Below are 25,387 nucleotides of genomic sequence, written 5' to 3' on the forward strand. Positions count from 1 at the left end.
GAGGAAGGCGCGCACTAGTCCGCGACCAGCACGTCGGCGACGAAGCGCGGCTCGCGCACCGCTTGGCCGGCGAAGGTCGAGCCTTCCTCGAACCAGGAGCGCGGCGCCGGCGCGCCCCACAGCGTCTGGCGGCGCGGATCGCGCAGCGACCAGCGCAGCGGCTCATGGTCGTGATCACCGGTGAAATAATCGCTGGTGTAGAGCTCGATGCGGTGGCCGTCGGGATCGCGGATGTACAGGAAGAAGGCGTTGGAGATGCCGTGCCGGCCAGGACCGCGCTCGATGTTCTTGAGGTAGCCGGAGGAGGCCATCACGTCGCAGAGATGCACGATGTTCATCGCGGTCGGTACCCAATAGGCGATGTGGTGCAGGCGCGGGCCGCGGCCGTTGGTGATGGCGAAGTCGTGGACATTGCCCTTGCGGTGCATCCAGGCGGCTGCGATGCGGCCGTTGTCCCCGTCCTCCTCGGCATATTCGGTGAGGCGGAAGCCGAGCCGGGCGTAGAAATCGACTGTGTCCTGCACCTCGGCGGCGAACACGTTGAAATGGTCGAGCCGCTGCGGATGGCAGCCCTTGTAGAGATCGTAGCGCCGCAAGAGATGGGGGCGCTTCTCCATCGTAGCGTAAAGCTCGATCTGGAAGCCGAACGGATCGGTGAATTGCAGGGTGCGGCCCTGGAACGGCTGGTCGACGAAAGCGTAGGCGATGCCGTTCTCGGAGAAGAAGGCGGCGGCCTTGTCGAGGTCGCCGTCGTTGCCGACCTTGAAGCCAAGCCGGTTGCAGGCCGCCTTCGGCGCCTTGCGCAGCACCACCGAGTGATGCTGGTGCTCCTCGCTGGCGCGCAGATACACCGACTTGTCGTCGCGGTTCTCGATGTGAAGGCCGACCGTCTTCTCGTAGAAGGCGGCGCTCTTGTCGAGATTCGTGACGTCGAGCACGGCATGGCTGCAGCGGATGATGTTGAACGGCGGATCGAAAACGTGCGTTGGAACGGGCATCGGTGTTTCCCCTCAATTCTATCGTCATTCCGGGGCTCGCGAAGCGAGAACCCGGAATCTCGAGGTTCCGGGTTCGATGCTGCGCATCGCCCCGGAACGACGGCTGGCTAAATTCCCAGTTTCTGAATCTTGTGCGTCCCGCGCGCGAGCGAGACGTGCTTGGTTTCCATGTAGAAGTCGAACGAGTAGTCGCCGCCGTCGCGGCCGATGCCTGACGACTTCATGCCGCCGAACGGGGTCGGCAGATGGCGGACGTTCTCCGAATTGAGCCAGATCATGCCGGCTTCCAGCGCATCCGCCACGCGCAGCGCGCGGCCCATGTCGCCGGTCCAGACATAGCCGGTCAGGCCGTACTGCACGCCGTTGGCGATCTCGATGGCGTCAGCTTCGTCCTTGAACGGGATCACGGTCAGGAACGGGCCGAACACCTCCTCCTGCGCGACGCGCATTTTTGCGTTCGCGCCGGTCACCAGCGTCGGCTGCACATAGTGGCCGCCGCCAGGACCGTCATGCGGCTTGCCGCCGACCGCGATCGTGGCGCCGTCCTTCTTGGCGACGTCGAAATAGCTGCACACCTTGGCGAGATGCCGCTCATGGATCAGCGGCCCGATCTCGGTGGCGGGATCGAGGGGGTGGCCAACCTTGAGCGCCTTTACGCGTTGGGTCAGCTTCTCGATGAACTTGCCGGCGACGCTCTCCTGAACCAGCAGCCGGCTCGACGACGTGCAGCGCTCGCCATTGAGCGAGTAGATCATGAACACGACGGCATCGAGCGCGCGATCGAGATCGGCATCATCGAATACGATCACCGGGTTCTTGCCGCCGAGCTCGAAATGCACCCGCTTCAAGGTCGGCGCGCCCTGCGCCATGATCGCTGAGCCCGTCGCGCTCTCGCCGACGAAGCCGATCGCCTTGATGGCGGGGTGCTCGGTCAGCGCCTTGCCGGCCTCTTCGCCGAAACCATGCACGGTGTTGAGCACGCCGTCGGGGATGCCGGCCTGTTTTACGAGTTTGACCAGCAGATCGGCGGTGACGGGCGACCATTCCGCCGGCTTGTGCACCACGGTGCAGCCGGCCCGCGAGCGCCGGCGCGATCTTCCAGGTCGAGAGCATGAACGGCGTATTCCACGGCGTGATCACGCCGACCGGGCCGATCGGCACGCGGGTCGAGATGTTCCAGTGCTCGTCCGAAGGCGTGTTGAGACCGTCGCGGGCCTCGCCGCATTTGTCGGCGAAGAAGCGGAAATTCTCCGCGGCGCGGATCGCGGCCTTGGCCATGAAGCGGTGCGCCTGGCCGGTGTCGATGCATTCGAGCACGGCGATGTCGTCGGCGCGCGCCTCGATCGCATCGGCGACGCGATGCAGCAGCTTGCGGCGCTGCGCCGCCGGCATGTCGCGCCAGGCCTTGAAGGCCTTGGACGCCGCGGTTGCGGCACGGTCGATATCCTCGGCATTGCCGCGTGCGACCGTCGCCAGCACCGTGCCGTCAATCGGCGATCTCGTCTCGAAGGTCTGGCCGGAGGCCGCCGGCACGATCTTGCCGTCGATCACATGGCCGATGCCTTCGGCTTTCAAGCTTGCAAGCAGCGGGCCGGCGCGATCGCGGTTGGCCTGGAACACGTCGGCTGGCGATTTCGCTGTCGCTTTATCCATTGACCGTCTCCACCTTCAGTGCGTCGTGGATGTTGTTGCGTTTCCAGCTGGTTTCCTTGTCGTTGATCTGCATGTCGAACGACAACGCGAATTTGCTGTTGGCGAAGACCGGATCGAGATGAGCCGATAGCGCCTTGAAGATGTACTCGCCGGCCTTCTTGCGGGTGGCGAGATCGCGGCCTTCGCCGAGCCGCAGCACCATGTCGAGGAAACCGTAATTCTTGCGGCCGTCGGCGATCGCGTAGTGCTCGCATCTGACGGCACGGACGCGGATGCCGCCGAGCGGGAAGATGCCGGTCTCGACCGCGGCCTTGCGGACCAGTTCGACCGTCGCGCCCATGTCGACCAGATCGTCGAGATTGGCAGAGTATTCAAGCGTGAAATGCGGCATGCAGCGCTCCTGCTGAAGGCGTCAGGCGAAGTAGCAGCTTACGGAACCATACGGTCCGTAGTCGGCCTGGATGGTGTCGCCCGTGCGGGTCTCGATCGGACGGATGAAGGAGCCCGCCAGCACGACCTGGCCGGCTTCCAACGCCAGCCCGTTCGGCGCGATCTTGTTGGCGAGCCACGCCACCGCGGTCGCCGGATGATTCAACACGCCGGCGGCCAGGCCGGTTTCCTCGAGCTGGCCATTTCGGAAGCACAGCGCGCCGATCCAGCGCAGGTCGGCGTCCAGCGGGCGGATCGGCCGGCCGCCGAGCACGATGCCGGCATTGGCGGCGTTGTCGGCGATGGTGTCGAAGATCTTGCGGGTCGCCTTGGTCTCGGGATCGACGCGCTCGACCCTGGTATCCAGGATCTCCAGCGCCGGTACCACGAAATCGGTCGCGTTCAGCACATCGAACAGTGTGCAGTTCGGCCCGGTCAGGCGATGCTTCATCACGAAGGCAAGCTCGGCCTCGACGCGGGTGGCGATGAAGCGGTCGGTCGGGACCAGGCCGCCATCGGCGAAGAACATGTCGTCGAGCAGGATTCCGGAATCGGGCTCGTCGATATTGAGCGCGCTCTGCATCGCCTTCGAGGTCAGGCCGATCTTGTGGCCCTTGACGACGCGGCCCTGCGTCACCTTCATCTCGACCCAGGCCTTCTGAATCGCGTAGGCGTCTTCGAGGGTGATGCGGGGGTATTCCAGCGAGAGCTGGCGGATTTGCTTGCGGGTCTTTTCCGCGCCGTCGAGCCGTTCGGCGGCAGCGCGGATATCGTCCTTGGAGAGGGCCATGCGTGCTACACAAAAGTGGATGTCGGGAGATGATTAACATGTTAAGTGAATTCCCGCAAACTGAATCAAGGCATGTTGCAACGCAAAATTTCGTTGCGCAGGATTAGGTAATGGCGCGCAAAAATTCGAACGACATTCGGCCGGGGCAGGGCGAGGACGTGGCGGCGCGACGGACACCGATGCGCGAGTTCTCGCGCTCGCTGCCGATGTCGCTGCTTCGCGCCCGCGAGGCGGTGATGCGGCAATTCCGTCCGTCGCTGCGCAATCACGGGCTGACCGAGCAGCAATGGCGGATCCTGCGCGCGCTCACCGCGGTCGACGAGATCGAGGTCACCGAACTCGCCCGCATGGCGTTTCTGCTCGGCCCGAGCCTGTCGCGAATCCTTCGCGATCTCGAGGGCCGCGCGTTGATCGAGCGCAAGGCAGCGGAGAACGACGCGCGGCGCGCAGTGGTTTCGATCTCCGCCAAGGGGTTGAAGCTGATCGAGGCGGTGGCGCCGACGTCGGAGACGATCTATGCCGAGATCACCCGGCGCTTCGGGGCGCGCAAGCTTGCCGAATTGCAGGAGATGCTGGGCGCGCTCGAAGCGAGCCTGGCCGGAATGGGCTCGTCCGATGACGCCGAGGTCGAGGCTGACGAGTAGCTTCGATCATGCGCGGCATTCGCGCTCAGGCCATGTAGGGCACGCGCGAAATCACGTTGATGGCGCGGAATTCGGCAATCCAGCCCGCGACCTTCGAGTGGGACCATTCGATATGGCGGCGCAAGATGGCTGCCGCCGCGTCGCCGTCACGCGTGCGCAAGGCTTCGATGATCACCAGATGCTCGTCCATGAAGGAATCGATCTGCGGCGCGGTCAGGGCGACCTGAATGTGCTTGCCGATCACGAAAGCGCAGTGGGTGCGCTTGAGGGCTTCGATCATCTCGCGATTGGCGCCGTAACCCAGGCAGCGGATATGGAGGTCGCCTTCGATCTCATCGAGTTCGCCGACGCCGACGCGGTCGCGGTGCTGGATCCCCTCGCGCAGCCGCTCCGCCATACGGTCGAGCAGGGCGGCAGGAATTGTCGCCGTCGCGGATTTGAGGAGCAGCGGCTCGAGCGTTGCGCGCACCTCGAAGATGTCGCGGAGGCGGTCCTCGTCCAACGGCACCACGTACCAGTGCGCCTTGGCGCCCTTCTCGAGGATGCCGATCGCCTGCGCGCGCAGCAGCAGGTTGCGCGCCACCGTGCGCCCCACCCGGAAATGCCGCGCCAATGCGAGCTCGCTGACGCGGAAGCGTCCGAACAGCGACCGGTAAATGATCTCACGTTCGAGCTTGTAGTAGAGCGTATCCCAAGCGTCGCTGCGCACGGCATCGACGGGGCCGTCGGTCAGCCCAAACATTTCCGGTGTGATCGGGACGCGCCGAGGGTCGACCTTGCGCTTGCCGGCGATGACGCCGCGACCGTCGAACCGCCGCACCAGGCCGATATGCTCGAGCTGTTCAAAAGCTTGCCGCACCGGAGAGCGGCTGGAGCCGAACAAGGTCGCGATCGCCGATTCGGAAAGGACCGTGCCAGGTGGCACGTGACCGGCGCGGATGTGCTTTGCCAATGCGCTCTTGATCAGCGCGTAGGCCGGCTGTTTTCGTCTGGTCTGCGATTTCGCTCGTGGAATCGACATGGAATGGCTGCCCGCTGGCCACACTATCACGTGATCGCGTCATGGTCGCTCGTAGCAGGCATTTACGCACCTCTGCCAGCGAACTTTTGACTATTGCGTGCAATGTGCAATCATGTTTAGCTGGGTCAAGCGCCAGATTGATGGTCGCCGTTGCACGGCTTGTGCGCTGCAGCGGTGCTCACGTTTGCTCGTCGCGCCGTTTGATGGCTGCGAACGGGCCAACAGATCGACGCGTCAGCTCGTCTCAACGCAGCCGACAGCAAGTTCGGCGCATCACAGGGAGGATGGAATGAAACTGACGAGACGTGAGTTTTCCGCTGGTTTGGCGGCAGGTCTCGCTGCACCCGCGCTGATGCGCAGCGCTTGGGCGCAGGGTGCGACGATCAAGATCGGCATGTGCGTGCCGGTGACCGGACCCGCGGCGGAGCAGGGGCTGTGGGCCCAGAACGGCGCCAAGCTGGCGCTGGCCGCGGTCAACAAGGCCGGCGGCGTGCTCGGCAAGCAGGTCGAACTCGTCATCGAGGACGATCAGACCACCAATCCGGGCATCGTGCTGGCATTCTCCAAGCTCGCCGCGCAATCCGACATCGTCGCCTTCCTCGGCTCGATCCGCTCGACCCAGGTGCAGGCGATGGCGCCCGACGTGATCAAGGTCGGCAAGCCGGTGATGATCGGCGGCACCAATCCCGACCTCACCCATTCCGGCAATCCCTGGCTGTTCCGCTTCCGTCCGAACGACAATTATTCCGGCCGCGTGATCGCCGACTTCGGCGTCAACACGCTCGGCAAGAAGAAATGGGCGATCGTGCATTCCACCGACGCCTTCGGCACCGCGGGCGGCAAGGCACTCTCGGAAGCGCTGACCAAGCTCGGCGCGCCGCCGGTGCTCGACCAGGGTTACGCCAACCAGAGCCAGGACTTCACGCCGGTCGTGCTGGCCGTGAAGCAGTCCGGCGCTGATGTGCTCGGCACCTACTTCACCTTCGAGAACGATCTGGGCATCTTTGCCCGCCAGCTGCGCCAGCTCGGCGTCAATATCCCCTGGGTCGGCTCGCCCTCGGTGGTGGCGGTCTCCTCGACCAAGCTCGCCGGCCCCGCGCTGTTCAACACCTACGGCGTCGCCGACTTCGCCGAGGATTCGAGCGATACCGCGAAGGCGTTCGGCAAGGCCTATCGCGATGCCTACAAGACCGCGCCCGACAACCAGAGCGCTTGGCCCTACGATGCGATCACCATCCTGTCGGCGGCAATCAACAAGGCCGGCTCGACCGATCCGAACAAGATCCGCGACGCCATCCTTGCGACGCAGAAGTTCGCCGGCGCCGAGGGTGAATACAATTTCGACAAGAACGGCGACGGTCTGCACGGCTACAATGTCGTGAAGAACGACAAGGGCAAGATCGTCTACGACAAGCATATCGACTTCAACGATTGATAGCGGTTCGGCCTCTCCGGGCCACCTCGGAGAGGCCGTTCGCCCGCGACACAATTCTCAGATCGAGCGCTCGTCATGGATCTCGTCCTCCAACTGCTCTTTACCGGCATCGGCATCGGCGCGGTCTACGCGCTGGTCGCGCTCGGTTTCGTGCTGATCTTCCGTGCCACCAACGTGGTGAACTTCGCGCAAGGCGAGTTCTCGATGGTCGCCGCCTATCTGATGGTGGTGTTCTCGGTCGATCTCGGCTGGCCTTACTGGCTGTCGTTCCTGATCGCGCTCGCCGGCATGGCGTTGTTCGGCGTCATCTTCAATCTCGGCGTCTATTATCCGCTGCGCAATCGCACCTATCTGCCCGTGATCATCGCCACCATCGGCGCCTCGATCCTGCTGTCGAACTCGGTGCTTGCGATCTACGGCCCGCAGCCGCAGGTGCTGCAGGGCTGGTTCGATACGCCCGGCATCCAGCTCGGCCCGGTCTATCTCGACAGCCAGTATCTTCTGATCATCGGCGTCACGATCCTTCTGGTGCTGTTCAATTTTTGGTTCTTCGAGAAGACGCTGCTCGGCAAGAAGTTGCAGGCGACCTCGCAGGATAAGGAAATGGCCTCGCTGCTCGGCATTTCCGTTTCCACCATGATCATGATCACCTTCATCTATTCGGCCGTGCTCGGCGGTCTCGCCGGCATCCTGGTGGCGCCGGTGCTGTTCGTCTCGATCCAGATGGGCTCGACGATTGCGCTGAAGGCGTTTGCCGCGACCATCATCGGTGGCTTCGGTGACGTCGCCGGCGCCATCGTCGGCGGCCTCGCGCTCGGTGTCATCGAGACGTTCGGTGCCGCCTATATTTCAGTGCCGTACAAAGACGGCTTTGCCTTCCTGGTGCTGATCGCTTTCCTGGTGTTCCGGCCGCAGGGCATCTTCGGCGAACGCGTCGCGGAGAAAGCATGAGCGCCACCGACAACATGATCCCCGCGCCGGCCGTGCGCTCGAAGCCGCTGATCATCCGTCATCTGCCGTATTTCATCGGCGCCGCGGTGCTGGTGGCGCTCGCCGCCGGCATGCGGTTCGACGGGTACATCCTCAACATCCTGCTGCAGGCCACGACCTTCTCGATCGCGGTGTTCGGGCTGTCGGTCGTGCTCGGCCTGTGCGGCCAGATCAACCTGGCGCAGGCCGCGTTCTTCGGCTTCGGCGCCTATGTGGTCGGGCTCGGCACCGCGGACCTGCACCTGAACTTCTGGCTCTGCCTGGTTGGCGCCTGCGCGATCACGCTGATCGCCGGCGCGTTCCTCGGCATGTCGACGCTGCGGCTCGGCGGGCACTACCTTGCGATGGTGACGATCTCGTTCCAGCAGATCGTGACGCTGGTGATGATCAATGCCATCGGCGTGACCCACGGGCCGGACGGCGTCGCCAACATTCGCCGGCCGGAGCTGTTCCAGTCCTCGCAGAGCTACCTGGCCTTCTGCGTCGCGATGCTCGCGATCGTCGGTTATCTGGTCTGGCATCTGCCTGATACCAAGCTCGGCCGCGCCATGCGCGCGGTGCGCGACAACGAGCTTGCGGCGGGCGTCAATGGCATCGACGTGTTCCGCACCAAGATCTACGCCTTCGGCCTGTGCGCGTTGCTCGGCGGTCTGGCCGGTGGCCTGTTCGCCGGCGGCTTCGCCTATGTCAGCCCGGACCAGTTCTCGTTCGCAGAATCGATCGTGTTCCTGACCATGTCGCTGCTCGGCGGCGTGGCCTCGCCGATTGGCTCGGTGATCGGTACGGGCCTCCTGATCCTGATCCCGGAATGGCTGCGCTTCCTCAAGAGCGTGCCGGGACTTTATCTGGCGATCTACGGCCTGTTCGTGATCCTGATCATCCGCTTCATGCCCGACGGTATCTGGGGTTTTGTGTCGGACGCATTCACGCGCTGGCGTGCGCACACCAAGGCGCCGCCGGCCGCGGCGGCCTTGCAGCTCAAGCCGGCGACGTCAGGCGGCGACATCGTGCTCGAAGTGACCGGGCTCTCGAAGCACTTTGGCGGCCTCAAGGCGGTCGACGGCGTCGATATCGCGGTGAAGCGCGGCAGCGTGCATGCGCTGATCGGGCCGAACGGCTCCGGCAAGACCACGACGCTGAACGTGCTGTCCGGGCTCTACAAGGCGACCGCGGGCAGGATCGTGCTCGACGGCACCGACATCACCAACATGGCGCCGCATCAGCGCACGGCGGCCGGCCTCGGACGCACCTTCCAGAACATCCGCCTGTTCCGTTCGATGACCGCGCTGGAGAATGTCGAGATCGGCGCCGAGCGGCCCGGCAACACCATGATCGGGAAGGGCGAGGACGCGCTGACGGAGCGCGCGATGGAGGCGCTGACCTTCGTCGGGCTCGGCAACCGCGCCAACGAATTGATCTCGAGCTTCTCCTACGGCCACCAGCGCCTGATCGAGATCGCGCGGGCGCTGGCGTCGAACCCGACGCTGCTGCTGCTCGACGAGCCGGCGGCCGGTCTCAACTCGACCGAGAAGCTGGAGCTGCATGAGCTGCTCAAGCGCATCGCAGCCCAGGGCCTCACCATCCTGATCATCGATCACGACATGACGCTGGTGTCCGGAAGCGGCCCAGCACATCACCGTGCTGAACTTCGGACGCCGCATCGCGGACGGCGAGTCGATGGCGGTGCTGCGCCATCCCGACGTCGTCTCCGCCTATCTCGGGAGCGAATGATGCCGCTGCTCGAAATCCGTAATCTCGTGGTCCGCTACGGCGAGATCGAGGCGCTGCGCGGCGTCACCATCGCCGTGGAGCAGGGCCAGGTGGTCACGCTGCTCGGCGCCAACGGCGCCGGCAAGTCGACCACGCTGCGCGCGATCTCAGGCCTCGCCAAGCCCGCCTCCGGCGACATTATGTTCGACGGCCACTCGATCGCGGGCCTCGGGCCCGAAGCGATCGTCCGGCTCGGCATCTCGCACGTGCCGGAAGGCCGCCGCGTGTTTCCGGGCCTCACCGTGAAAGAGAACATCATGCTCGGCGCATCGAACCGGAAGGTGCCGGCGTCGCAGATCTCGCGCGAGGCCGACGCGATGTTCGATCTGTTCCCGGACATCCGCGCCTTTTCCAACGCGCTCGGCTGGACGCTGTCCGGCGGCCAGCTGCAGATGGTCGCGGTGGCGCGCGGCCTGATGGCCAAGCCGCGGCTGCTGCTGCTCGACGAACCGTCGCTCGGGCTGGCGCCTGTGATCGTGCAGGCGGTGTTCCGCATCATTTCGCAGATCAGGAAGGACACCACGGTCTTGCTCGTCGAGCAAAATGCGCGCATGGGACTTTCGGTCGCCGATCATGGCTTTGTCCTGGAAACGGGGCGGATCGTGCTGGGCGGCAAGCCCGACGAATTGTGGGGCAATGAGGCTATCGCCGCGGCCTATCTCGGCGGCCACGCCAAAACCCACGCCTGACAACGTCCCGTGCTTTACTGAGCGAGCTGGTTTTTCATGGTCACCATCAAGGTCGATAACCTCATCAACTTCGTGTCCGAGGTGTTTTCCCATTCGGAGTCCTCTCCGGAAGAGGCGAAGCGCATCGCGACCTATCTGACGACCGCGAATCTTACAGGTCATGACAGCCACGGCGTGATCCGCGTGCCGGTTTATGTCAGGTGGAAGAAGATGGGCTCGATCGTGCCGAACCAGACTCCCGAGGTGGTGGTCGACACGCCATCGCTCGCGGTGGTCGACGGCAAGTTCGGCTATGGCCAGACCGTCACGCCGGTTGCGGTCAGACTCGGCATCGAGAAGTGCAAGAAGGCGGGGCTCGCCGCGGTCGCGCTGCGCAACTCCGGTCATCTCGGCCGCGTCGGCGACTGGGCCGAGATGGCCGCCGCCGAAGGTCTTGTTTCAATTCATTTCGTGACCGCGGCCGGCTCGCTGCTGGTTGCGCCTTACGGCGGCGTCGAGAAGCGCCTGTCCACGGCGCCGTATTGCGTCGGCATTCCGCGTCAGGGCCAGGATCCGATCGTGCTCGATTTTGCGACCTCGGTTGTCGCCGAGGGCAAGTGCCTGGTGGCAAGCCGCGGCGGCAAGAAGCTGCCGACCGGCGCGCTCGTCGATGCCGACGGCACGCTGAGCGAGGATCCCCACGTGCTGTATGGGCCGTACACGCCGGACGGACCGCGCGACCACACCAAGGGAACTGGCGCGATCCGCGCCTTCGGCGATCACAAGGGCTCGGGTCTCGCCTTCATCTGCGAACTGCTGGGCGGCGCGCTGACCGGCACCGGCGCGACGTCGTCGGACCGGCGCTTCGCCAACGGCATGATGGCGTTCTACATCGACCCCAAGGTGATCGACACCAGCAATTTCTTCGATGGAGAAATCACCCGCTACACCGATTTCATCCGCGCCACCAAGCCGATCGCGGGCACGGATTCCGTGCTGGTTCCAGGCGATCCGGAGCGGAAAACCCGTGCCGATCGCACCAGGAATGGCATCCCCTTGCCTGACGACACGTGGGCGGCGATAGTGAATACCGCGCGCGAAGTCGGCGTCAGCGAAGTTTCTATCCAGCGGGCGACCAGCTGAAGGCTCGTCCCCCAATAAACCGCAAAGGGAAACGCGATCAATGGCAAACAAGGTCAAGCAAGTCTGGGCATCGGGCAAAGCGGTGGTGAACGCGTGGCTCGCGATCCCCTCGGGATTCTCGGCCGAAGTGATCGCGCAATGCGGCTTCGACAGCGTCACCGTCGACATGCAGCACGGTGTGCAGGATTATCAATCGATGGTGCAGTGCTTCCAGTCGATGCACGCCCATCCGGTCACTCCGATGGTCCGCGTACCCTGGAATGAGCCCGGCATCATCGGCAAGGTGCTGGACGGCGGCGCCTATGGCGTGATCTGCCCGATGGTCAACACACCGCAGGAAGCCAAGAACCTCGTCTCCTACGCAAAATATCCGCCGAAGGGCGTGCGCTCCAACGGCCCGATCCGCGCCGGCATGTACGGCTCGGCCGGCACCTATCAGCAGACCGCCAACGACGAGATCGTGCTGCTGCCGATGATGGAGACCAAGACCGCGGTCGAGAACATGGAAGCGATCCTCGATGTCGAAGGCATCGATGGCGTCTATATCGGCCCGTCCGATCTCGGCTTCTCCTACGGCCTGGTGCCGAAGCTCGATCGCGATGAGCCGGAGATCCTCAAGATCTACGAGAAGATCATCAAGGAATGCGGCAAGCGCGGTCTCAATCCGGGCATCCACTGCTCGGGCGCCGAAGGCGCGGTGCGCGCGATCAACATGGGCTTCAAGCTCGTGACGCTATCGAACGAGGTCGGCCTGATGCAGGTCTACGCCAAGATGCAGGTCAACGCGACCCGCGAAAAGTCCGGCGGCAAGGCGTAAGCTCTGTCCGCGATGTTAGCTCTGCTCCCTCGCCCTGCTTTTGCGGGGAGAGGGTTGGGGTGAGGGGCTCTATCCGGCTAGCACCGTCTTTTTAATTGGCAACGTGCGTCGCCCCTCACCCGAATTGTCGCTGTGCGAGAATTCGACCTCTCCCCGTAAAGGACGGGGAGAGGTGACTAACTCCAAAGGAGAACTCCGATGGCCTCGGCACAAGTGATCCGCCTGCACGCCGACGACAGCGTCCTGATCGCGCGCGCGAGCCTGCCGCCGGGGCTTGAGGTGACTGAGGGCGTCACGACGGTCGATCGGATCCCCGCGGGCCACAAGGTCGCGATCAAGCCGATCGCGCAAGGCGAGCCGATCCGGCGCTACGGCCAGATCATCGGCTTTGCGACCCAGCCGATCGCGCCCGGCCAGCACGTACATACGCAGAACTGCGGCATGGGTGATTTCGCCAAGGACTATGCCTATGGCGTCGACGTCAAGCCGGTGCCGAACTTCGATCTGCCGGCGACGTTCGAAGGCATCCGCCGCGCCGACGGCCGCGTCGCGACCCGCAACTATATCGGCATCCTCACCTCGGTGAACTGCAGTGCCCATGTCGCCGGCATCGTGGCCGACATGTTCAAGAAGAATCCGTTCACCGGCGACAATCCGCTCGCCGATTACCCGAATGTCGACGGCGTCGTCGCGCTGACCCACAAGACCGGCTGCGGCATGACCCAGGACGAGCCCTTGGCGCTGCTCCGCCGCACGCTCGGCGGCTATGCGCGGCACGTCAATTTCTCCAACGTCATCGTGCTCGGCCTCGGCTGCGAGGTGAACCAGATCGGCGGCCTGATGCAGGAGCAGAAGCTCGCCGGCCGCCTCCGCGCGATGGACATCCAGGAGGTCGGCGGCACCCGCAAGACGGTGGAAGCCGGCGTTGCCTTCGTGAAGGAGGCGCTCGCCGATGCCAACAAGGTCAAGCGCGAGGCGGTGCCGGCGTGCGAACTCACCGTGGCGCTGCAATGCGGTGGCTCGGATGGTTACTCCGGCGTATCTGCCAATCCGGCGCTCGGCGCGGCGAGCGATTTGCTGGTCCGTCACGGCGGCACCGTGATCCTCTCGGAGACGCCCGAGACCTATGGCGCGGAGCATCTTCTGACTCGCCGCGCCGTCAGCCGCGAGGTCGGCGAGAAGCTGGTCGGCCTGATGCGCTGGTGGGAGGAGTACACCCAGCGTGAGGGCGCCGAAATGAACGCCAATCCGAGCCCGGGCAACAAGGCCGGCGGTCTCACCACCATCCTTGAGAAGTCGCTGGGCGCGATGGCCAAGGCCGGCAGCACCAACCTCGTCGACGTCCTCAACTACGCCGAGCCCGTCACCAAGAAGGGCTTTGTGTTCATGGACACGCCCGGCTACGACCCGGTCGCCGCGACCGGGCAGGTCGCGGGCGGCGCCAACCTCGTCTGCTTCACCACCGGCCGCGGCAGCGTGTTCGGCTGCAAGCCGGCACCGTCGATCAAGCTCGCCACCAACACGCCGATGTTCAAGCGGATGGAAGACGACATGGACGTCAATTGCGGCACCATCCTCGATGGCGAGGAGAGCGTGCAGGAATGCGGCCAGCGCATCTTCGACCTCATCCTCAAGACCGCCTCGGGCCAGCTGACCAAGAGCGAGAGCTTTGACTTCGGCGGCGCTGAATTCGCGCCGTGGGTACTGGGCGCGACGATGTAGTTTGAGCCACGATCTAGCCTTTCACTCCGCCGTCGTCCCTGCGAAAGCTGGAACCCATAACCACCGGCCGTAGTGATGTGCGAGGCGTCTGCCATCGTCTTTCATCATTAGGACCACGCGGTCTGGGTCCCTGCTTTCGTGTTCGGTCCCGTGTGATTGGCGAGGGCCTGGATTGGCGCCAGGTAGCCGAGGCATTTGAGGCGGGTCCGATTGTAGTCGTGGACGAACTTGGCGAATGAAGCTTCCCGGACTACGCTGCGCTCCATCCGGGCTACGGAGGGGACGGAGGAAGCATGCGCGCGCGTTGGTTGGGAATTGTTGGATGCATTGCATTTCTCGCCGCTTTGAGCCTCGGCGCCGCTTCGGCTGACGCCGCAACCATAGTCGCGCTTGGCGCGAGCAATACCTACGGCAAGGGCGTGGCGCGCAACCAGGCCTATCCCGCGCAGCTCGAAGCGATCTTGCGGGCGAAGGGATTGAGCGTCCGCATCGTGAACGCCGGCATCAACGGCGACACCACGGAAGGGATGCTGCAACGCCTCGACCGCGCCGTCCCGAACGGGACCCGTGCGGTTATTTTGCAGCCAGGCGGCAATGACCGGCGCAAGGGCAGCCCTGACCGGACCGCGGATATCCAAAGTCATCTCAGCGCCCGTGGCATCGCGGTGATCATGCTCCCTAACGGGATGCTGGGTGGACTCCCCCATCAGCCCGATGGTGTGCATTTGACCCCCGAGGGCTATCATATGCTCGCCGAGCAGCTTGCTTCGCAGGTATCCGGCGCAATCGGCCGCTAGCAATCGCGTAGCCCGGATGAAGCCAACGGGTCGCGCGAATGCGCGCCCGATGACAGGCTCCGCGCAATCCGGGACTCTTCCTGCGGATGAAGGCCCCGGATTTCGCTTTCGCTCCATCAGGGCTACGGATCGCGCCCTTACCTTGGGCACCCCGTGCCCGTTGTTAGTGCTTGATGTCGACCGGCAGCAGTGTTCTGCTCAAAAAAGCTGCTGGAGCCCTCGGTCCGTGTCGATATCAGTCGCACTGCATCACGTCACGCACTACAAATACGACCGGCCGATCGATCTCGGGCCTCAGACCATTCGGCTTCGGCCCGCGCCGCATACGCGCATGCCGATCACGAGCTATTCGCTCAAGGTCACGCCCGCCAATCACTTCGTGAACTGGCAGCAAGACCCGCAGGGCAACTGGCTGGCGCGCTACGTCTTTCCAGAGAAGACCACCGAGCTCAAGGTCGAGGTCGATTTCACCGCTGACATGACGGTGGTCAATCCGTTCGACTTCTTCGTCGAGCCCTTTGCCAACAGCTTTCCGTTCGAATATCCCGGCGATCTCAAGACCGAGCTCGCGCCCTATCTCGAGACCGATGAGGCCGAGCCGCTGCTCGCGGCTTACCTGAAGGAGATTCCGCGCCAGGCTGACAGCACCGTCAACTTCCTGGTCGAGCTGAACGCGCAGCTGCAGAAGAAGATCAGCTACGTCATCCGCATGGAGGCCGGCATCCAGACGCCGGAGGAGACGCTTGCCGCGGGCTCCGGCTCCTGCCGCGACTCGGCGTGGCTCTTGATCCAGACGCTGCGCCACCTCGGGCTCGCCGCGCGTTTCGTCTCCGGATATCTCATTCAGCTGCGGCCGGACATCGATCCGCTCGAGGGGCCGCGCGAGGTCGAGAGCGATTTCACCGATCTGCACGCCTGGGCCGAGGTCTATCTGCCGGGGGCGGGCTGGATCGGTTTCGACGTCACCTCCGGCATGCTGACGGGCGAGGGCCACATCCCGGTCTGCGCCACGCCACACTATCGTTCGGCCGCGCCGGTGACCGGCACCGCGGGCGTTGCCAATGTCGAGTTCGGCTTCGAGATGAGCGTCAAGCGCATCGGCGAGGCGCCGCGCATCACCAAACCATTCTCCGATGAATCCTGGGCGCGGCTCGACCAGCTCGGCGAGCAGGTCGATGCCGACCTGAGGAAAGACGATGTGCGCCTGACCATGGGCGGCGAGCCGACCTTCGTTTCTGTCGACGATCTGGAATCGCCGGAGTGGAATGTCGCCGCGGTCGGCCCGACCAAGCGCGCGCTCGCCGACGAATTGATCCGCAAGCTGCGCACGCGGTTCGCGCCGGGCGGCCTGCTGCATTACGGCCAGGGCAAATGGTATCCCGGCGAGAGCCTGCCGCGCTGGGCGTTCGGTCTCTACTGGCGCAAGGACGGCAAGCCGATCTGGAAGAATGCCGAGCTGATCGCCGGCATTGAGAATTCGCGCAGGGCCGAGATCGCGGAGGCCCAGCGTTTCGTCGAAGTAACAGCAACCAAGCTTGGTCTCGGCGCCGACTATGCCATGCCGGCTTATGAAGACCCCGCCTTCTGGCTGCAGCGTGAGGCCGGCCTGCCGGCCAATGTCAGCCCGGCGAATTCCAAGCTGACCGATCCGGAAGAGCGCGCCCGGATGGCGCGGGTGTTCGACGAGGGGTTGACCACGCCGAAAGGTTACGTGCTGCCGATCCAGCGCTGGAGCCCGCTCGGTGATCGCGTGCCGGCACGCTGGCGCAGCGAGCGCTGGAAGATCCGACGCAGCCATCTGTTCCTGTCGCCCGGCGACTCGCCGCTGGGCTTGCGGCTTCCGATCGCCTCGCTCGAATATGTGCCGCCGGACGATTATCCCTACGTCGTCGAGCGCGATCCGATGGCGCCGCGCGATGCGCTTTCCGAAGAGCTGCGGCAGGCGCTGAGGGAGATTCCCGAGCCGCTGCCGGTGCGTACCGCGATGTCGATCGAGGTTCGCGACGGCGTGCTGTGCGCCTTCATGCCGCCAGTCGAGAAGGTCGAGGATTATCTCGACCTGATCGCAGCGATCGAAGCCGCCGCCGAAGAGTTGCAGCTGCAGGTCCACGTCGAGGGTTACGCGCCGCCCTTCGATCCGCGCATCGAGGTGATCAAGGTGACGCCGGATCCCGGCGTGATCGAGATCAACGTGCAGCCGGCGCAGAGTTGGCGCGAGGCCGTCGACATCACGCTCGGCCTCTATGAGGACTCCGCCAAGACGCGGTTAGGGGCCAACCGTTTCCTGATCGACGGCCGCCACACGGGCACCGGCGGCGGCAACCACATCGTGGTCGGCGGCAGCAGGCCGGAGGATTCACCGTTCCTGCGCCGGCCCGATCTGTTGAAGAGCCTCGTGCTGTACTGGCAGCGGCATCCGTCGCTGTCCTACCTGTTTTCCGGGATGTTCATCGGCCCGACCAGCCAGGCGCCGCGCATCGACGAGGCGCGGCATGACGGGCTCTATGAGCTGGAGATTGCGCTGTCGCACGTGCCGCCGCCGGGCATGGATGCGCCGCTGTGGCTGGTCGATCGCCTGTTCCGGCATATCCTGGTCGACATCACCGGCAACACCCACCGCGCCGAGATCTGCATCGACAAGCTGTATTCGCCCGACGGCCCGACCGGCCGGCTCGGCCTGGTCGAATTCCGCGCGCTCGAAATGCCGCCCGACCCGCGGATGTCGCTGGCGCAGCAACTGTTGATCCGCGCGCTGATCGCAAAGCTGTGGCGTGAGCCGCAGCAGGGCAGGTTCGTGCGCTGGGGCACCGCGCTGCATGACCGCTTCATGCTGCCGCATTTCCTCTGGGAGGATTTCCTCGGCGTGCTCGCCGAGCTCAAGCAATCCGGTTACGACGTCGAGCCGGAATGGTACCAGGCACAGCTCGAATTCCGCTTCCCCGCCTTCGGCCGCGTTCATCACGGCGGCGTCGGTCTCGAACTGCGGCAGGCGCTCGAGCCATGGCACGTGCTGGGCGAGGAGGGCACCTCCGGCGGCACCGTGCGCTATGTCGATTCGTCGGTCGAGCGGCTGCAGGTAAAGGCGACCGGATTCGTCGATGGGCGCCATGTCATCACCTGCAACGGCAGACGGATGCCGATGACCGAGACCGGCCGTGCCGGCGAGGCGGTCGCCGGTGTCCGCTTCAAGGCCTGGCAGCCGGCCTCCGGCCTGCATCCGACCATTCCCGTGCATGCGCCGCTGACGTTTGACCTGATCGACACCTGGAACGGACGCTCGTTCGGCGGCTGCGTCTATCATGTCGCCCATCCCGGCGGCCGCAACTACGAGACCAAGCCGGTCAATTCCTACGAGGCCGAGGCGCGGCGGCTGGCGCGCTTCCAGGAGCACGGCCATACCCCCGGCAAGATCGAGACGCCGCCTGAGGAACGCACAATTGAGTTTCCCTTGACCCTCGACTTGCGGACGCCGCTCCTGCACTAATTGTGTCAAGGGGAAGTGGAATGTCCGCATCGGGTGGCAATAGTCCAGGCAGCAGTCAGGAGAGCAGGGCCCGTCCCGGTCAGCGCCGGATGGCGCAGTGGACCCGCGACTATGTCCGGCTGCCCGGCATTCCCGACGAGTATATTGCAGACAACGGCGCGCCGCGGCCGGTCTGGGCCCGCTTCTTCGACGCCTTTGCCGCGCTGTCGCCGGCCGATATCGAGCGCCGCTTCGCCTCCGCCGATCGCCATCTGCATGAAGCCGGCGTCACCTATCGCGCGCCGGGCGACACTTCCGACCGGATCTGGCCGCTCAGCCATCTGCCGCTGATCATCGACGCGGCGGACTGGCGCCAGCTCGCCGCCGGTGTCGCGCAACGCGCGCAGCTGCTGGAGATGGTGCTGGCCGACCTCTACGGCGAAGGCCGCCTCGTTGCGGACGGCGCCATCCCTGCCGCGGCGATCGCCGGCAGCAGCGAGTATCTGCGCGCGGTCAGCGGCATCAAGCCGCCGGGGGGCCGCTATCTGCATCTCTATGCCGCCGACATCGGCCGCGGGCCTGACGGCCGCTGGTGGGTGCTCGGCGATCGCACGCAGGCACCGTCGGGCGCGGGCTATGCGCTGGAAAACCGCCTGGTGCTGTCGCGCGCCTTTTCCAATCTCTACAAGTCGATGAATGTCGAGCGCGTCGCGCCGTTCTTCGAGGCGTTCCGCGATTCGCTGCGCGCCAGCGCCGATCGCGACGAGCCGCGGATCGGCCTGCTGACGCCCGGCGCGTTCAGCGAGACCTACTTCGAGCACGCCACGCTGGCGCGCTATCTCGGTTTCCTGCTGGTCGAGGGCGACGATCTCGCGGTCTCAGGCGATCGCGTCCACATCCGCACCGTCGCCGGGCTGAAGCGGCTCGACGTGCTGCTGCGCCGGGTCGATTCCAACATGCTCGATCCGCTCGAGCTCGACGCGTCCTCCTATCTCGGCGTGCCCGGGCTTGTCGAGGTTCTGCGCAAGGGCGGCGTCGTGGTCGCCAACATGCCGGGCTCCGGCGTGATGGAGGCGAGGGCGCTGCTCGGCTTCCTGCCCAATCTGTGCCGGCGCCTGCTCTCTGAAGACCTGATGATGCCGCACATCGCGACCTGGTGGTGCGGCCAGAAATCCGCCCGCGAAGAGGTGCTGTCGCGGCTCGACGAGTTCGCGATCGAAGGCGCCTATGGCCGCGGCGTTGCGGATTTTCCCGGCAACGGACCGGTGCTCCCGGGCGAATTGTCGGCAGCGGACCGCGACCGCCTGAAGGATGCCATCAGCCATCGCGGCATCGATTATGTCGGTCAGGAGCTCGTGCGGCTGTCGACCACGCCGGTATGGGAGAACGGTCGCATCGCGCCGCGTCCGTTCGTGTTGCGGGTGTTCGCGGCGGCGACGCCGAGCGGCTGGACTGTGCTGCCCGGCGGCTTCTGCCGGATTGCCGATCGGGCCGATGCGCGCGCGGTGTCGATGGGCGATGGCGCGGTGTCCGCCGATGTCTGGGTGGTTTCCGACAAGGCGGTTGAGACCTCGACCCTGCTGCCAGCAGTCGACACCGTCCGCATCCGCCGCATCGCCGGCGTGCTGCCGAGCCGCGCCGCCGACAATCTGTTCTGGCTCGGCCGCTATCTGGAGCGCGCCGAGGCCACCATCCGGCTGATCCGCGCGCTGTGCACGCCGTTGCGCGATCCCGCGCGCGCGAATTCGAACGGCTCGGCGCCGGCGATGCATTCGGCCGAGCGCATCCAGCGCATGCTGGTCGCCTGGGGCGCGGCCTCGCAGACCGCGCGCGCCAATCTCGCCAAGGTCGCGCTCGAAGCGTTGCAGAGCGAGGAGAAATTCGGCTCGGCGCTGTCGCTGGTGCGATCCGCGCAGCGCACGGCGACCTCGCTCCGCGAGCGGCTGTCGCCGGACGCCTGGCAGGTCATCACCGAGATGGCTGATCGGCTGGCCATCGAGGTTCATGACGATGACGGCGTCGTCAGCGCCGCCGAGCTGACCTTGCAGGAGCTCGCAAGCTTTGCCGGCCTCGCGCAGGAAAACATGAACCGCGCCGCCGGCTGGCGTTTCCTCGAGATGGGCCGCCGCGCCGAGCGCGCCGTCAACACCACGCGCTTTGCCCGTCAGTTCGCCTATGACGAAGCCGGTGACGAGGACCTCGACGTTCTGCTCACGCTGGTCGACTGCCAGATCACTTATCGCTCGCGCTATCTGGTGCAGCCGCTGCTCGCACCGGTGCGCGATCTGGCGGTGCTCGACCCCTACAATCCGCGCTCGGTCGCATTCCAGGTCGCGGCGCTGAACGAGCATATTGCCGCGCTGCCGAGCCTGAAGGAGCATGGCCTGATCGAGCGGCCGCAGCGTCTTGCCGTCGCGGTCGAGGCAATGCTCACAACGGCTGAAGCCTCGAGCCTCGACGTCAAGACGCTGTTCGCGCTGGAGCAGCATCTGCTCAACCTCGCCGACGCGATCGGGCTGCATTATTTCCCGCACGGACCGAATGCCAGCCGGCCGGAGAAGCTCACGGGGCTGGCGTGATCTACGACATCCGTCACGTCACGACCTACAGCTACGAGACCCAGGTCAGCTTCGCGCGCTGCTCGCTGCGGCTGGAGCCGGTCACTGGCGACGGGCAGCAGTTGATCTCGCATTCGGTCGAGATCCGTCCGAGGCCCGCGGAACGCACCGCAAGGCGCGACTTCTTCGGCACGCTCACTGAAAGCGTCCTGATCGAGACCGCGCATCGCATTCTGCGCATCGATGCCCGCTCGCGGGTCTCGGTGGCGCGACAGCCGCCGGCGTGCGACGCCGCCAGTCCGCCCTGGGAGGACGTGCGTGACAACGCGTTCGAGGCATTGAGCCTCGATGCGGCCTCGCCGGTCGGCTACGTCTTTGCCAGCGCACTGGTGCCGGTGCTACGGCCCGTGACGGCCTACGCTTCCGCGAGCTTTTTGCCCGGCGGCGGCATCCTCACCGGGGCGGCCGACCTGATGCGCCGCATCCGCAACGACTTCAAATACGATCCCAAGGCGACCGTGATCTCGACACCGCTTCGCGACGTGTTCGAGAAGCGCCACGGCGTGTGCCAGGACTTTGCCCATGTGATGATCGCGGGGCTGCGCGGCCTCGGCCTGCCCGCGGCCTATGTCAGCGGCTATTTGCGCACCATTCCGCCGCCGGGCCAGCCGCGGCTGCAGGGCGCCGACGCCACCCATGCCTGGGTCTCGGTCTGGTGCGGCAGCGCGCTCGGCTGGGTCGGGTTCGACCCGACCAACGATCTGATGGTCGGGAGCGACCACATCATTCTCGCCATCGGCCGCGACTTCGCCGACGTCTCGCCGGTCGATGGCGTCATCGTCGGCGCGCGCAAGCAAAAGCTCGCCGTTGCGGTTGACGTGCTGCCGGTGGAGTGAGCGAGACGGGCGGGCGGCGCGTTCGACCGCGCCAATGCGGTCGCGATCAGGCGACGTGCCGCTTGCCCGATTTATCCCACCCGATCGGGCTGACGATGACGCGGTCGCGGCCTTCACGCTTGGCTTGATAGAGCGCAAGGTCCGCGGCCTTGAGCAGATCGCGCGACGTGCGCTCGTGGTCCGGGACGAGGCAGGACAATCCGATGCTGACGGTCGGCAACTCAGGCTCGGATTCCCGCGCGGCCGCCAGCTTGGCGCGGATCCGTTCGGCAATTTCCAGGGCGCCCGCCTTGCCGATGCCGGGCAGCAACACCGAAAACTCCTCGCCGCCATAGCGGGCGCCGAGATCAGTTGCACGCTTGGCGCTGCCTGCGATGCACCGTCCCACGGTGGTGAGCACGGCGTCGCCGGCCTGATGCCCGTACGTGTCGTTGTAGATCTTGAAATGATCGACGTCGATCATCAGAAGCGAGACCGGCGCCTTTGCACGCATGCCACGGCGCCATTCGACGTCAAGGGTATCGTCGAGGCGGCGACGATTGGCGAGGCCCGTCAGTGCATCCGTGCTCGCGAGGTGCGCGAGCCGGTCTTCCGCGGCGGCCCGCCGTTTGAGAGCGGCCACCAGGTAGAACATCAGCACGATCGAGAAGCCGCAGAGCGCTGCCACCACGCTGCCGATCAGCCAGAGCTGCTGCCACCAGTCGGCATAGATGCCGTCGAGCGCAAGACCCTCGGCGATGAGCAGGCGATTGTGTCCGACCGCCTGGAAAACATAGAGCCGGCTGACATGATCGACGATCGATTTCGTGATGTAGGAGCCGGATTGTCGTGCCGGAAATTGCTTGAAGACCAGAGAGTCCTTGATGCTTTGCCCGATCTTGCTGATGTCGAACGGGGCGCGCATCAGTATGACGCCATCGCTGTTGAACAGCGCCATGCTGTCGCCGAAGCCGAAATTCAGCTTGCGAAACAGATTGTGGAAATAGCTGAGCCGCATGCTGCCCGCGACCACGCCGGCAAAGGAACCGTCGTCATTGTTGATGCGGCGGCTGAGGCTGATCAGATATTCGCCGTCAGAGGTAATCCACGGAGCGCTGATGAACAGCCCGCCGTCGGCTCGCGTCTGATGTGCCCGGAAGAAGTCTCGATCGGCGAAATTTGCGGCCCGCGGCGTCAACGTCCTGGAATCGAGCGTGACGTCCCCCGCCGCATTCAGCACAAGGATCGAGCCGAGATCCTTGGCCGTGGCGGCGCGGTCGAACAGCACGACCTGGCGAAGCTCCGGGCTGATCTTGCCGAGTTCCTGCAGCTTGACGCCGTCGGCGACCGCCTGGAGCGAGAGGTCGTAGAGGTCGATGTTGCGGTCGATCTCGCTGGCGATGGAGGCGACGAGGTTGGTCGCACCTTGCTTCGCATGCTGATAGTCCTTGCCCGCCATCTCCCAGAGGATGGATGCGCAGATCGCCGAAAAGCAGAGAACGAGGCCGATCCCGAGCGCAAGGAGCCGTTTGGTCGGCACTGCCTTCGGCTTTGGCAAAAGCCCGTTCATTGCTCGGTTCCACTTCCCCGCGCCCTCGCGCAGCGACGCTTTTCTATGGAGGCATCAAATTGAGAAATGCGACCCGAAGCGGAGGCAATTTGTGTCCGTGCGTTGGGAGAGTCTTAACCATCCGGATTGCCGGGGCCCTGTCGCAGGCCCCGCCAGATCGCCGCTCAGGTTCCGGTCCGCTGCAGGCCGTCGGCCACGTCGCCGCGCAGGTTGCGGAAGAACTGCTCGACCTCGCGCGACAGCGTCTCGGCAGTTGTGATCAGATCGTTCGAGGCCGCGAGCACCGATTCCGCCGCCTTGCTGGTTTGGTCCATGTCATCGCGGAGCGAGCCGACATTAGTGACCAGGGTCTCGTTGCCCTGGGCGGCCATCTGGGCATTGGCGGAGATTTCGCGCGTCGCCGCGTCCTGCTGGCCGACCGCGCTCGCGATGTTCGCGGTGACGTTGCTGATCTCGCGCACCGCCTGACCGATCTCGCGCACGGCGGCCACGGAGTTGCGGGTCGAGGCCTGGATCAGGCCCACATTCTCGCTGATCTCGGCGGTTGCCTTCGCGGTCTGGCCGGCCAGCGCCTTGACCTCATGCGCGACGACGGCGAAGCCACGGCCGGCATCGCCGGCGCGGGCGGCTTCGATGGTGGCGTTGAGGGCGAGCAGGTTGGTCTGCTCGGCGATCGCCTGGATCAGGCTCAGCACCCCGTCGATGCGCTGGGTGGTGGCGGCAAGGCCCTCGATCTCGGTGATCGAGCGGTCGGTGCGCGCACCGGCCTGATCGACTGCGCCGGACGACTGCTTGACCTGGCGGCCGATCTCCTCGACCGAGGCGGAGAGTTCTTCGGCTGCGCCCGCCACCGCGGAGACGTTGCTCGAAGCCTGTTCGGTGGCGCCTGCCGCCGCCACGGCGCGACCGTTGGCGTCCGACGCGACGGTTGCGATGGTCTGCGCGGTTTGGCGCATCGTCGCGGCGTTGTCATGCACCGCGCGGACCACCTCGCCGATCGTGCCACGGAACGCTTCGACGAAGGTCTCGATATGCCGGCCGCGCGCGTCGCGCGCCTCGGACTCCTGTACGACCTGCGCGTTGAGGCTGCGATTGCGGTCCATCGCCTCCTGGAACACCTTGATGGCGCGTGCCAGTGCGCCGATCTCGTCGCTGCGCCCGACATGCGGTACTTCGACATGGTCGGTGCCCTCGGCGACGCGCTTGATCGTCGTGGTGATCTGCGACAGCGGCCGGGCCACCGAGCGGGCGATGATCAGCACGCCGAGTACCACCACAATCAAGGCCGCGGCGCCGAGGCCGGTCAGCACCAGCGCCATCGTGCGGTTGGTGTCGGTCTCCCGCGCCAGCTTCTTGCTGCGCTCGGCATAGACCTTGGAGAGCGCCTCGAGATCCTTGTTCAGCGCGGTGCGCACGTCGCGGTTGGCGTCGTTGTCGCCCCACTCCCGCCCGGCTGCGGCGCCGATCTCGATGCCGCGGCGTACCAGCTCCTTGCGGAAATCGATGAACTGCTCGATGCGCTTCTTGAACACCGCGAACTGGGCGGCGTCGTCGGCCTGCACCAGCGTTTCCCAGTTCTTGACCACGCCGAGAATGCGTTCGTTGAACGCCAGCAGCCCGTCGCCGTATTTCTTCACCGCTGCCGGATCGGTCGACATGTAGATGCCGCGGGATTCCATCACCACGGCGTAGACCAGTGAATTGACCCGCTCGACATTGAGTGCGGCACGGCTTGCGAGGTCGACGGCCTCGGTCAGCTCGGCATTACGCCGCGCATTGTATTCGGACAGGAAGGTGATGGCCGCGGTCAGCGCCGCAATCAGCGCAAACGTCGAGTACAGCCTGGCAGCAAGCGAGAATCGGGATGCCATTGGAGGCCGGGACATGGAGATGGGGGATGTGACGGGGGCGGGCATTGCGGGGCACTCCAAGAGGCCGGGGAGTACCTTCGGCCGATTAAAGCTTATGCAAAATTTTCATGGACAATTTCTTAACGCGCGAGATTTGTGCAGCCGCAACCGTTAAAATCTGTAAATAATCCCAA

Annotated in this window: 16 protein-coding genes and 3 pseudogenes; 12 read left to right on the forward strand and 7 right to left on the reverse strand. The window is 65.2% G+C overall.

Annotated features, from left to right (window positions below):
• Window positions 1-14: 14 nt before the first annotated feature.
• The 4 genes and pseudogenes from hpaD to hpaH form a co-directional block, all read right to left on the reverse strand.
• Complete coding sequence (gene hpaD, locus ACVMDN_RS09525) at window positions 15-998, reverse strand: 3,4-dihydroxyphenylacetate 2,3-dioxygenase (protein WP_057015721.1); 984 nt, start codon at window positions 996-998, stop codon at window positions 15-17.
• Between the two features lie 107 nt (window positions 999-1,105).
• Window positions 1,106-2,651, reverse strand: a pseudogene (gene hpaE / locus ACVMDN_RS09530) (5-carboxymethyl-2-hydroxymuconate semialdehyde dehydrogenase).
• Window positions 2,644-3,042, reverse strand: coding sequence for a 5-carboxymethyl-2-hydroxymuconate Delta-isomerase (locus ACVMDN_RS09535; protein WP_076832987.1), 399 nt, complete (start codon window positions 3,040-3,042; stop codon window positions 2,644-2,646). The pseudogene hpaE and the gene ACVMDN_RS09535 overlap by 8 nt, the downstream one beginning before the upstream one ends.
• Before the next feature lie 21 nt (window positions 3,043-3,063).
• Window positions 3,064-3,870, reverse strand: a complete 807-nt coding sequence (gene hpaH / locus ACVMDN_RS09540; protein ID WP_456835291.1) for a 2-oxo-hept-4-ene-1,7-dioate hydratase — start codon at window positions 3,868-3,870, stop codon at window positions 3,064-3,066.
• 110 nt (window positions 3,871-3,980) lie between these two features.
• On the opposite strand from hpaH, the gene hpaR reads away from it, so the two are divergent.
• Window positions 3,981-4,514 carry a homoprotocatechuate degradation operon regulator HpaR gene (hpaR, locus tag ACVMDN_RS09545; RefSeq protein ID WP_057015717.1) on the forward strand — a complete coding sequence of 178 codons (534 nt, stop codon included), beginning with the start codon at window positions 3,981-3,983 and terminating at the stop codon, window positions 4,512-4,514.
• A 25-nt stretch (window positions 4,515-4,539) separates the two neighbouring features.
• Here hpaR and ACVMDN_RS09550 read toward each other — a convergent pair whose 3' ends face one another.
• Window positions 4,540-5,535 carry a GntR family transcriptional regulator gene (locus tag ACVMDN_RS09550; protein WP_076832993.1) on the reverse strand — a complete coding sequence of 332 codons (996 nt, stop codon included), beginning with the start codon at window positions 5,533-5,535 and terminating at the stop codon, window positions 4,540-4,542.
• Between the two features lie 289 nt (window positions 5,536-5,824).
• On the opposite strand from ACVMDN_RS09550, the gene ACVMDN_RS09555 reads away from it, so the two are divergent.
• The 11 genes and pseudogenes from ACVMDN_RS09555 (at window position 5,825) to ACVMDN_RS09605 (ending at window position 21,794) form a co-directional block, all read left to right on the forward strand.
• Window positions 5,825-6,970, forward strand: coding sequence for an ABC transporter substrate-binding protein (locus ACVMDN_RS09555; protein ID WP_076832996.1), 1,146 nt, complete (start codon window positions 5,825-5,827; stop codon window positions 6,968-6,970).
• Window positions 6,971-7,045: 75 nt separating this feature from the next.
• The gene (locus ACVMDN_RS09560) at window positions 7,046-7,921 is read left to right on the forward strand and encodes a branched-chain amino acid ABC transporter permease (RefSeq protein WP_016841141.1); all 876 of its coding nucleotides are present in this window, start codon (window positions 7,046-7,048) and stop codon (window positions 7,919-7,921) included.
• Window positions 7,918-9,691: pseudogene (locus ACVMDN_RS09565) on the forward strand (branched-chain amino acid ABC transporter ATP-binding protein/permease). The gene ACVMDN_RS09560 and the pseudogene ACVMDN_RS09565 overlap by 4 nt, the downstream one beginning before the upstream one ends.
• A 65-nt stretch (window positions 9,692-9,756) precedes the next feature.
• Window positions 9,757-10,419: pseudogene (locus tag ACVMDN_RS09570) on the forward strand (ABC transporter ATP-binding protein); the annotation flags it as partial.
• A 36-nt stretch (window positions 10,420-10,455) separates the two neighbouring features.
• Window positions 10,456-11,541: a malate/lactate/ureidoglycolate dehydrogenase gene (locus tag ACVMDN_RS09575; protein ID WP_076833002.1), complete on the forward strand. Its 1,086-nt coding sequence runs from the start codon at window positions 10,456-10,458 to the stop codon at window positions 11,539-11,541.
• Window positions 11,542-11,581: 40 nt separating this feature from the next.
• A complete protein-coding gene (locus tag ACVMDN_RS09580; protein WP_018270573.1) occupies window positions 11,582-12,358 on the forward strand; it encodes an HpcH/HpaI aldolase family protein in 777 nt (258 codons plus the stop codon).
• Window positions 12,359-12,556: 198 nt separating this feature from the next.
• On the forward strand, window positions 12,557-14,080 hold the full coding sequence (locus ACVMDN_RS09585; protein ID WP_076833008.1) for a UxaA family hydrolase: 1,524 nt from the start codon (window positions 12,557-12,559) through the stop codon (window positions 14,078-14,080).
• Between the two features lie 293 nt (window positions 14,081-14,373).
• Window positions 14,374-14,877 carry a GDSL-type esterase/lipase family protein gene (locus ACVMDN_RS09590; protein WP_076833011.1) on the forward strand — a complete coding sequence of 168 codons (504 nt, stop codon included), beginning with the start codon at window positions 14,374-14,376 and terminating at the stop codon, window positions 14,875-14,877.
• A gap of 226 nt (window positions 14,878-15,103) precedes the next feature.
• Window positions 15,104-18,361, forward strand: a complete 3,258-nt coding sequence (locus ACVMDN_RS09595) for a transglutaminase family protein (protein WP_076833014.1) — start codon at window positions 15,104-15,106, stop codon at window positions 18,359-18,361.
• Between the two features lie 20 nt (window positions 18,362-18,381).
• Window positions 18,382-20,919 carry a circularly permuted type 2 ATP-grasp protein gene (locus tag ACVMDN_RS09600; protein ID WP_253624110.1) on the forward strand — a complete coding sequence of 846 codons (2,538 nt, stop codon included), beginning with the start codon at window positions 18,382-18,384 and terminating at the stop codon, window positions 20,917-20,919.
• The gene (locus ACVMDN_RS09605) at window positions 20,916-21,794 is read left to right on the forward strand and encodes a transglutaminase family protein (protein WP_076833019.1); all 879 of its coding nucleotides are present in this window, start codon (window positions 20,916-20,918) and stop codon (window positions 21,792-21,794) included. The genes ACVMDN_RS09600 and ACVMDN_RS09605 overlap by 4 nt, the downstream gene beginning before the upstream one ends.
• A gap of 46 nt (window positions 21,795-21,840) precedes the next feature.
• Here the strand turns inward: ACVMDN_RS09605 and ACVMDN_RS09610 are convergent, their stop codons facing one another.
• Together ACVMDN_RS09610 and ACVMDN_RS09615 are read right to left on the reverse strand one after the other, a co-directional pair.
• Window positions 21,841-23,343 carry a sensor domain-containing diguanylate cyclase gene (locus ACVMDN_RS09610; protein WP_229189439.1) on the reverse strand — a complete coding sequence of 501 codons (1,503 nt, stop codon included), beginning with the start codon at window positions 23,341-23,343 and terminating at the stop codon, window positions 21,841-21,843.
• Between the two features lie 164 nt (window positions 23,344-23,507).
• Entirely contained in the window at window positions 23,508-25,214 is a 1,707-nt protein-coding gene (locus ACVMDN_RS09615; RefSeq protein ID WP_456815852.1) for a methyl-accepting chemotaxis protein, read from the reverse strand.
• Between the last annotated feature and the right edge of the window lie 173 nt (window positions 25,215-25,387).

The organism is Bradyrhizobium sp. USDA 4510 (assembly GCF_054059095.1).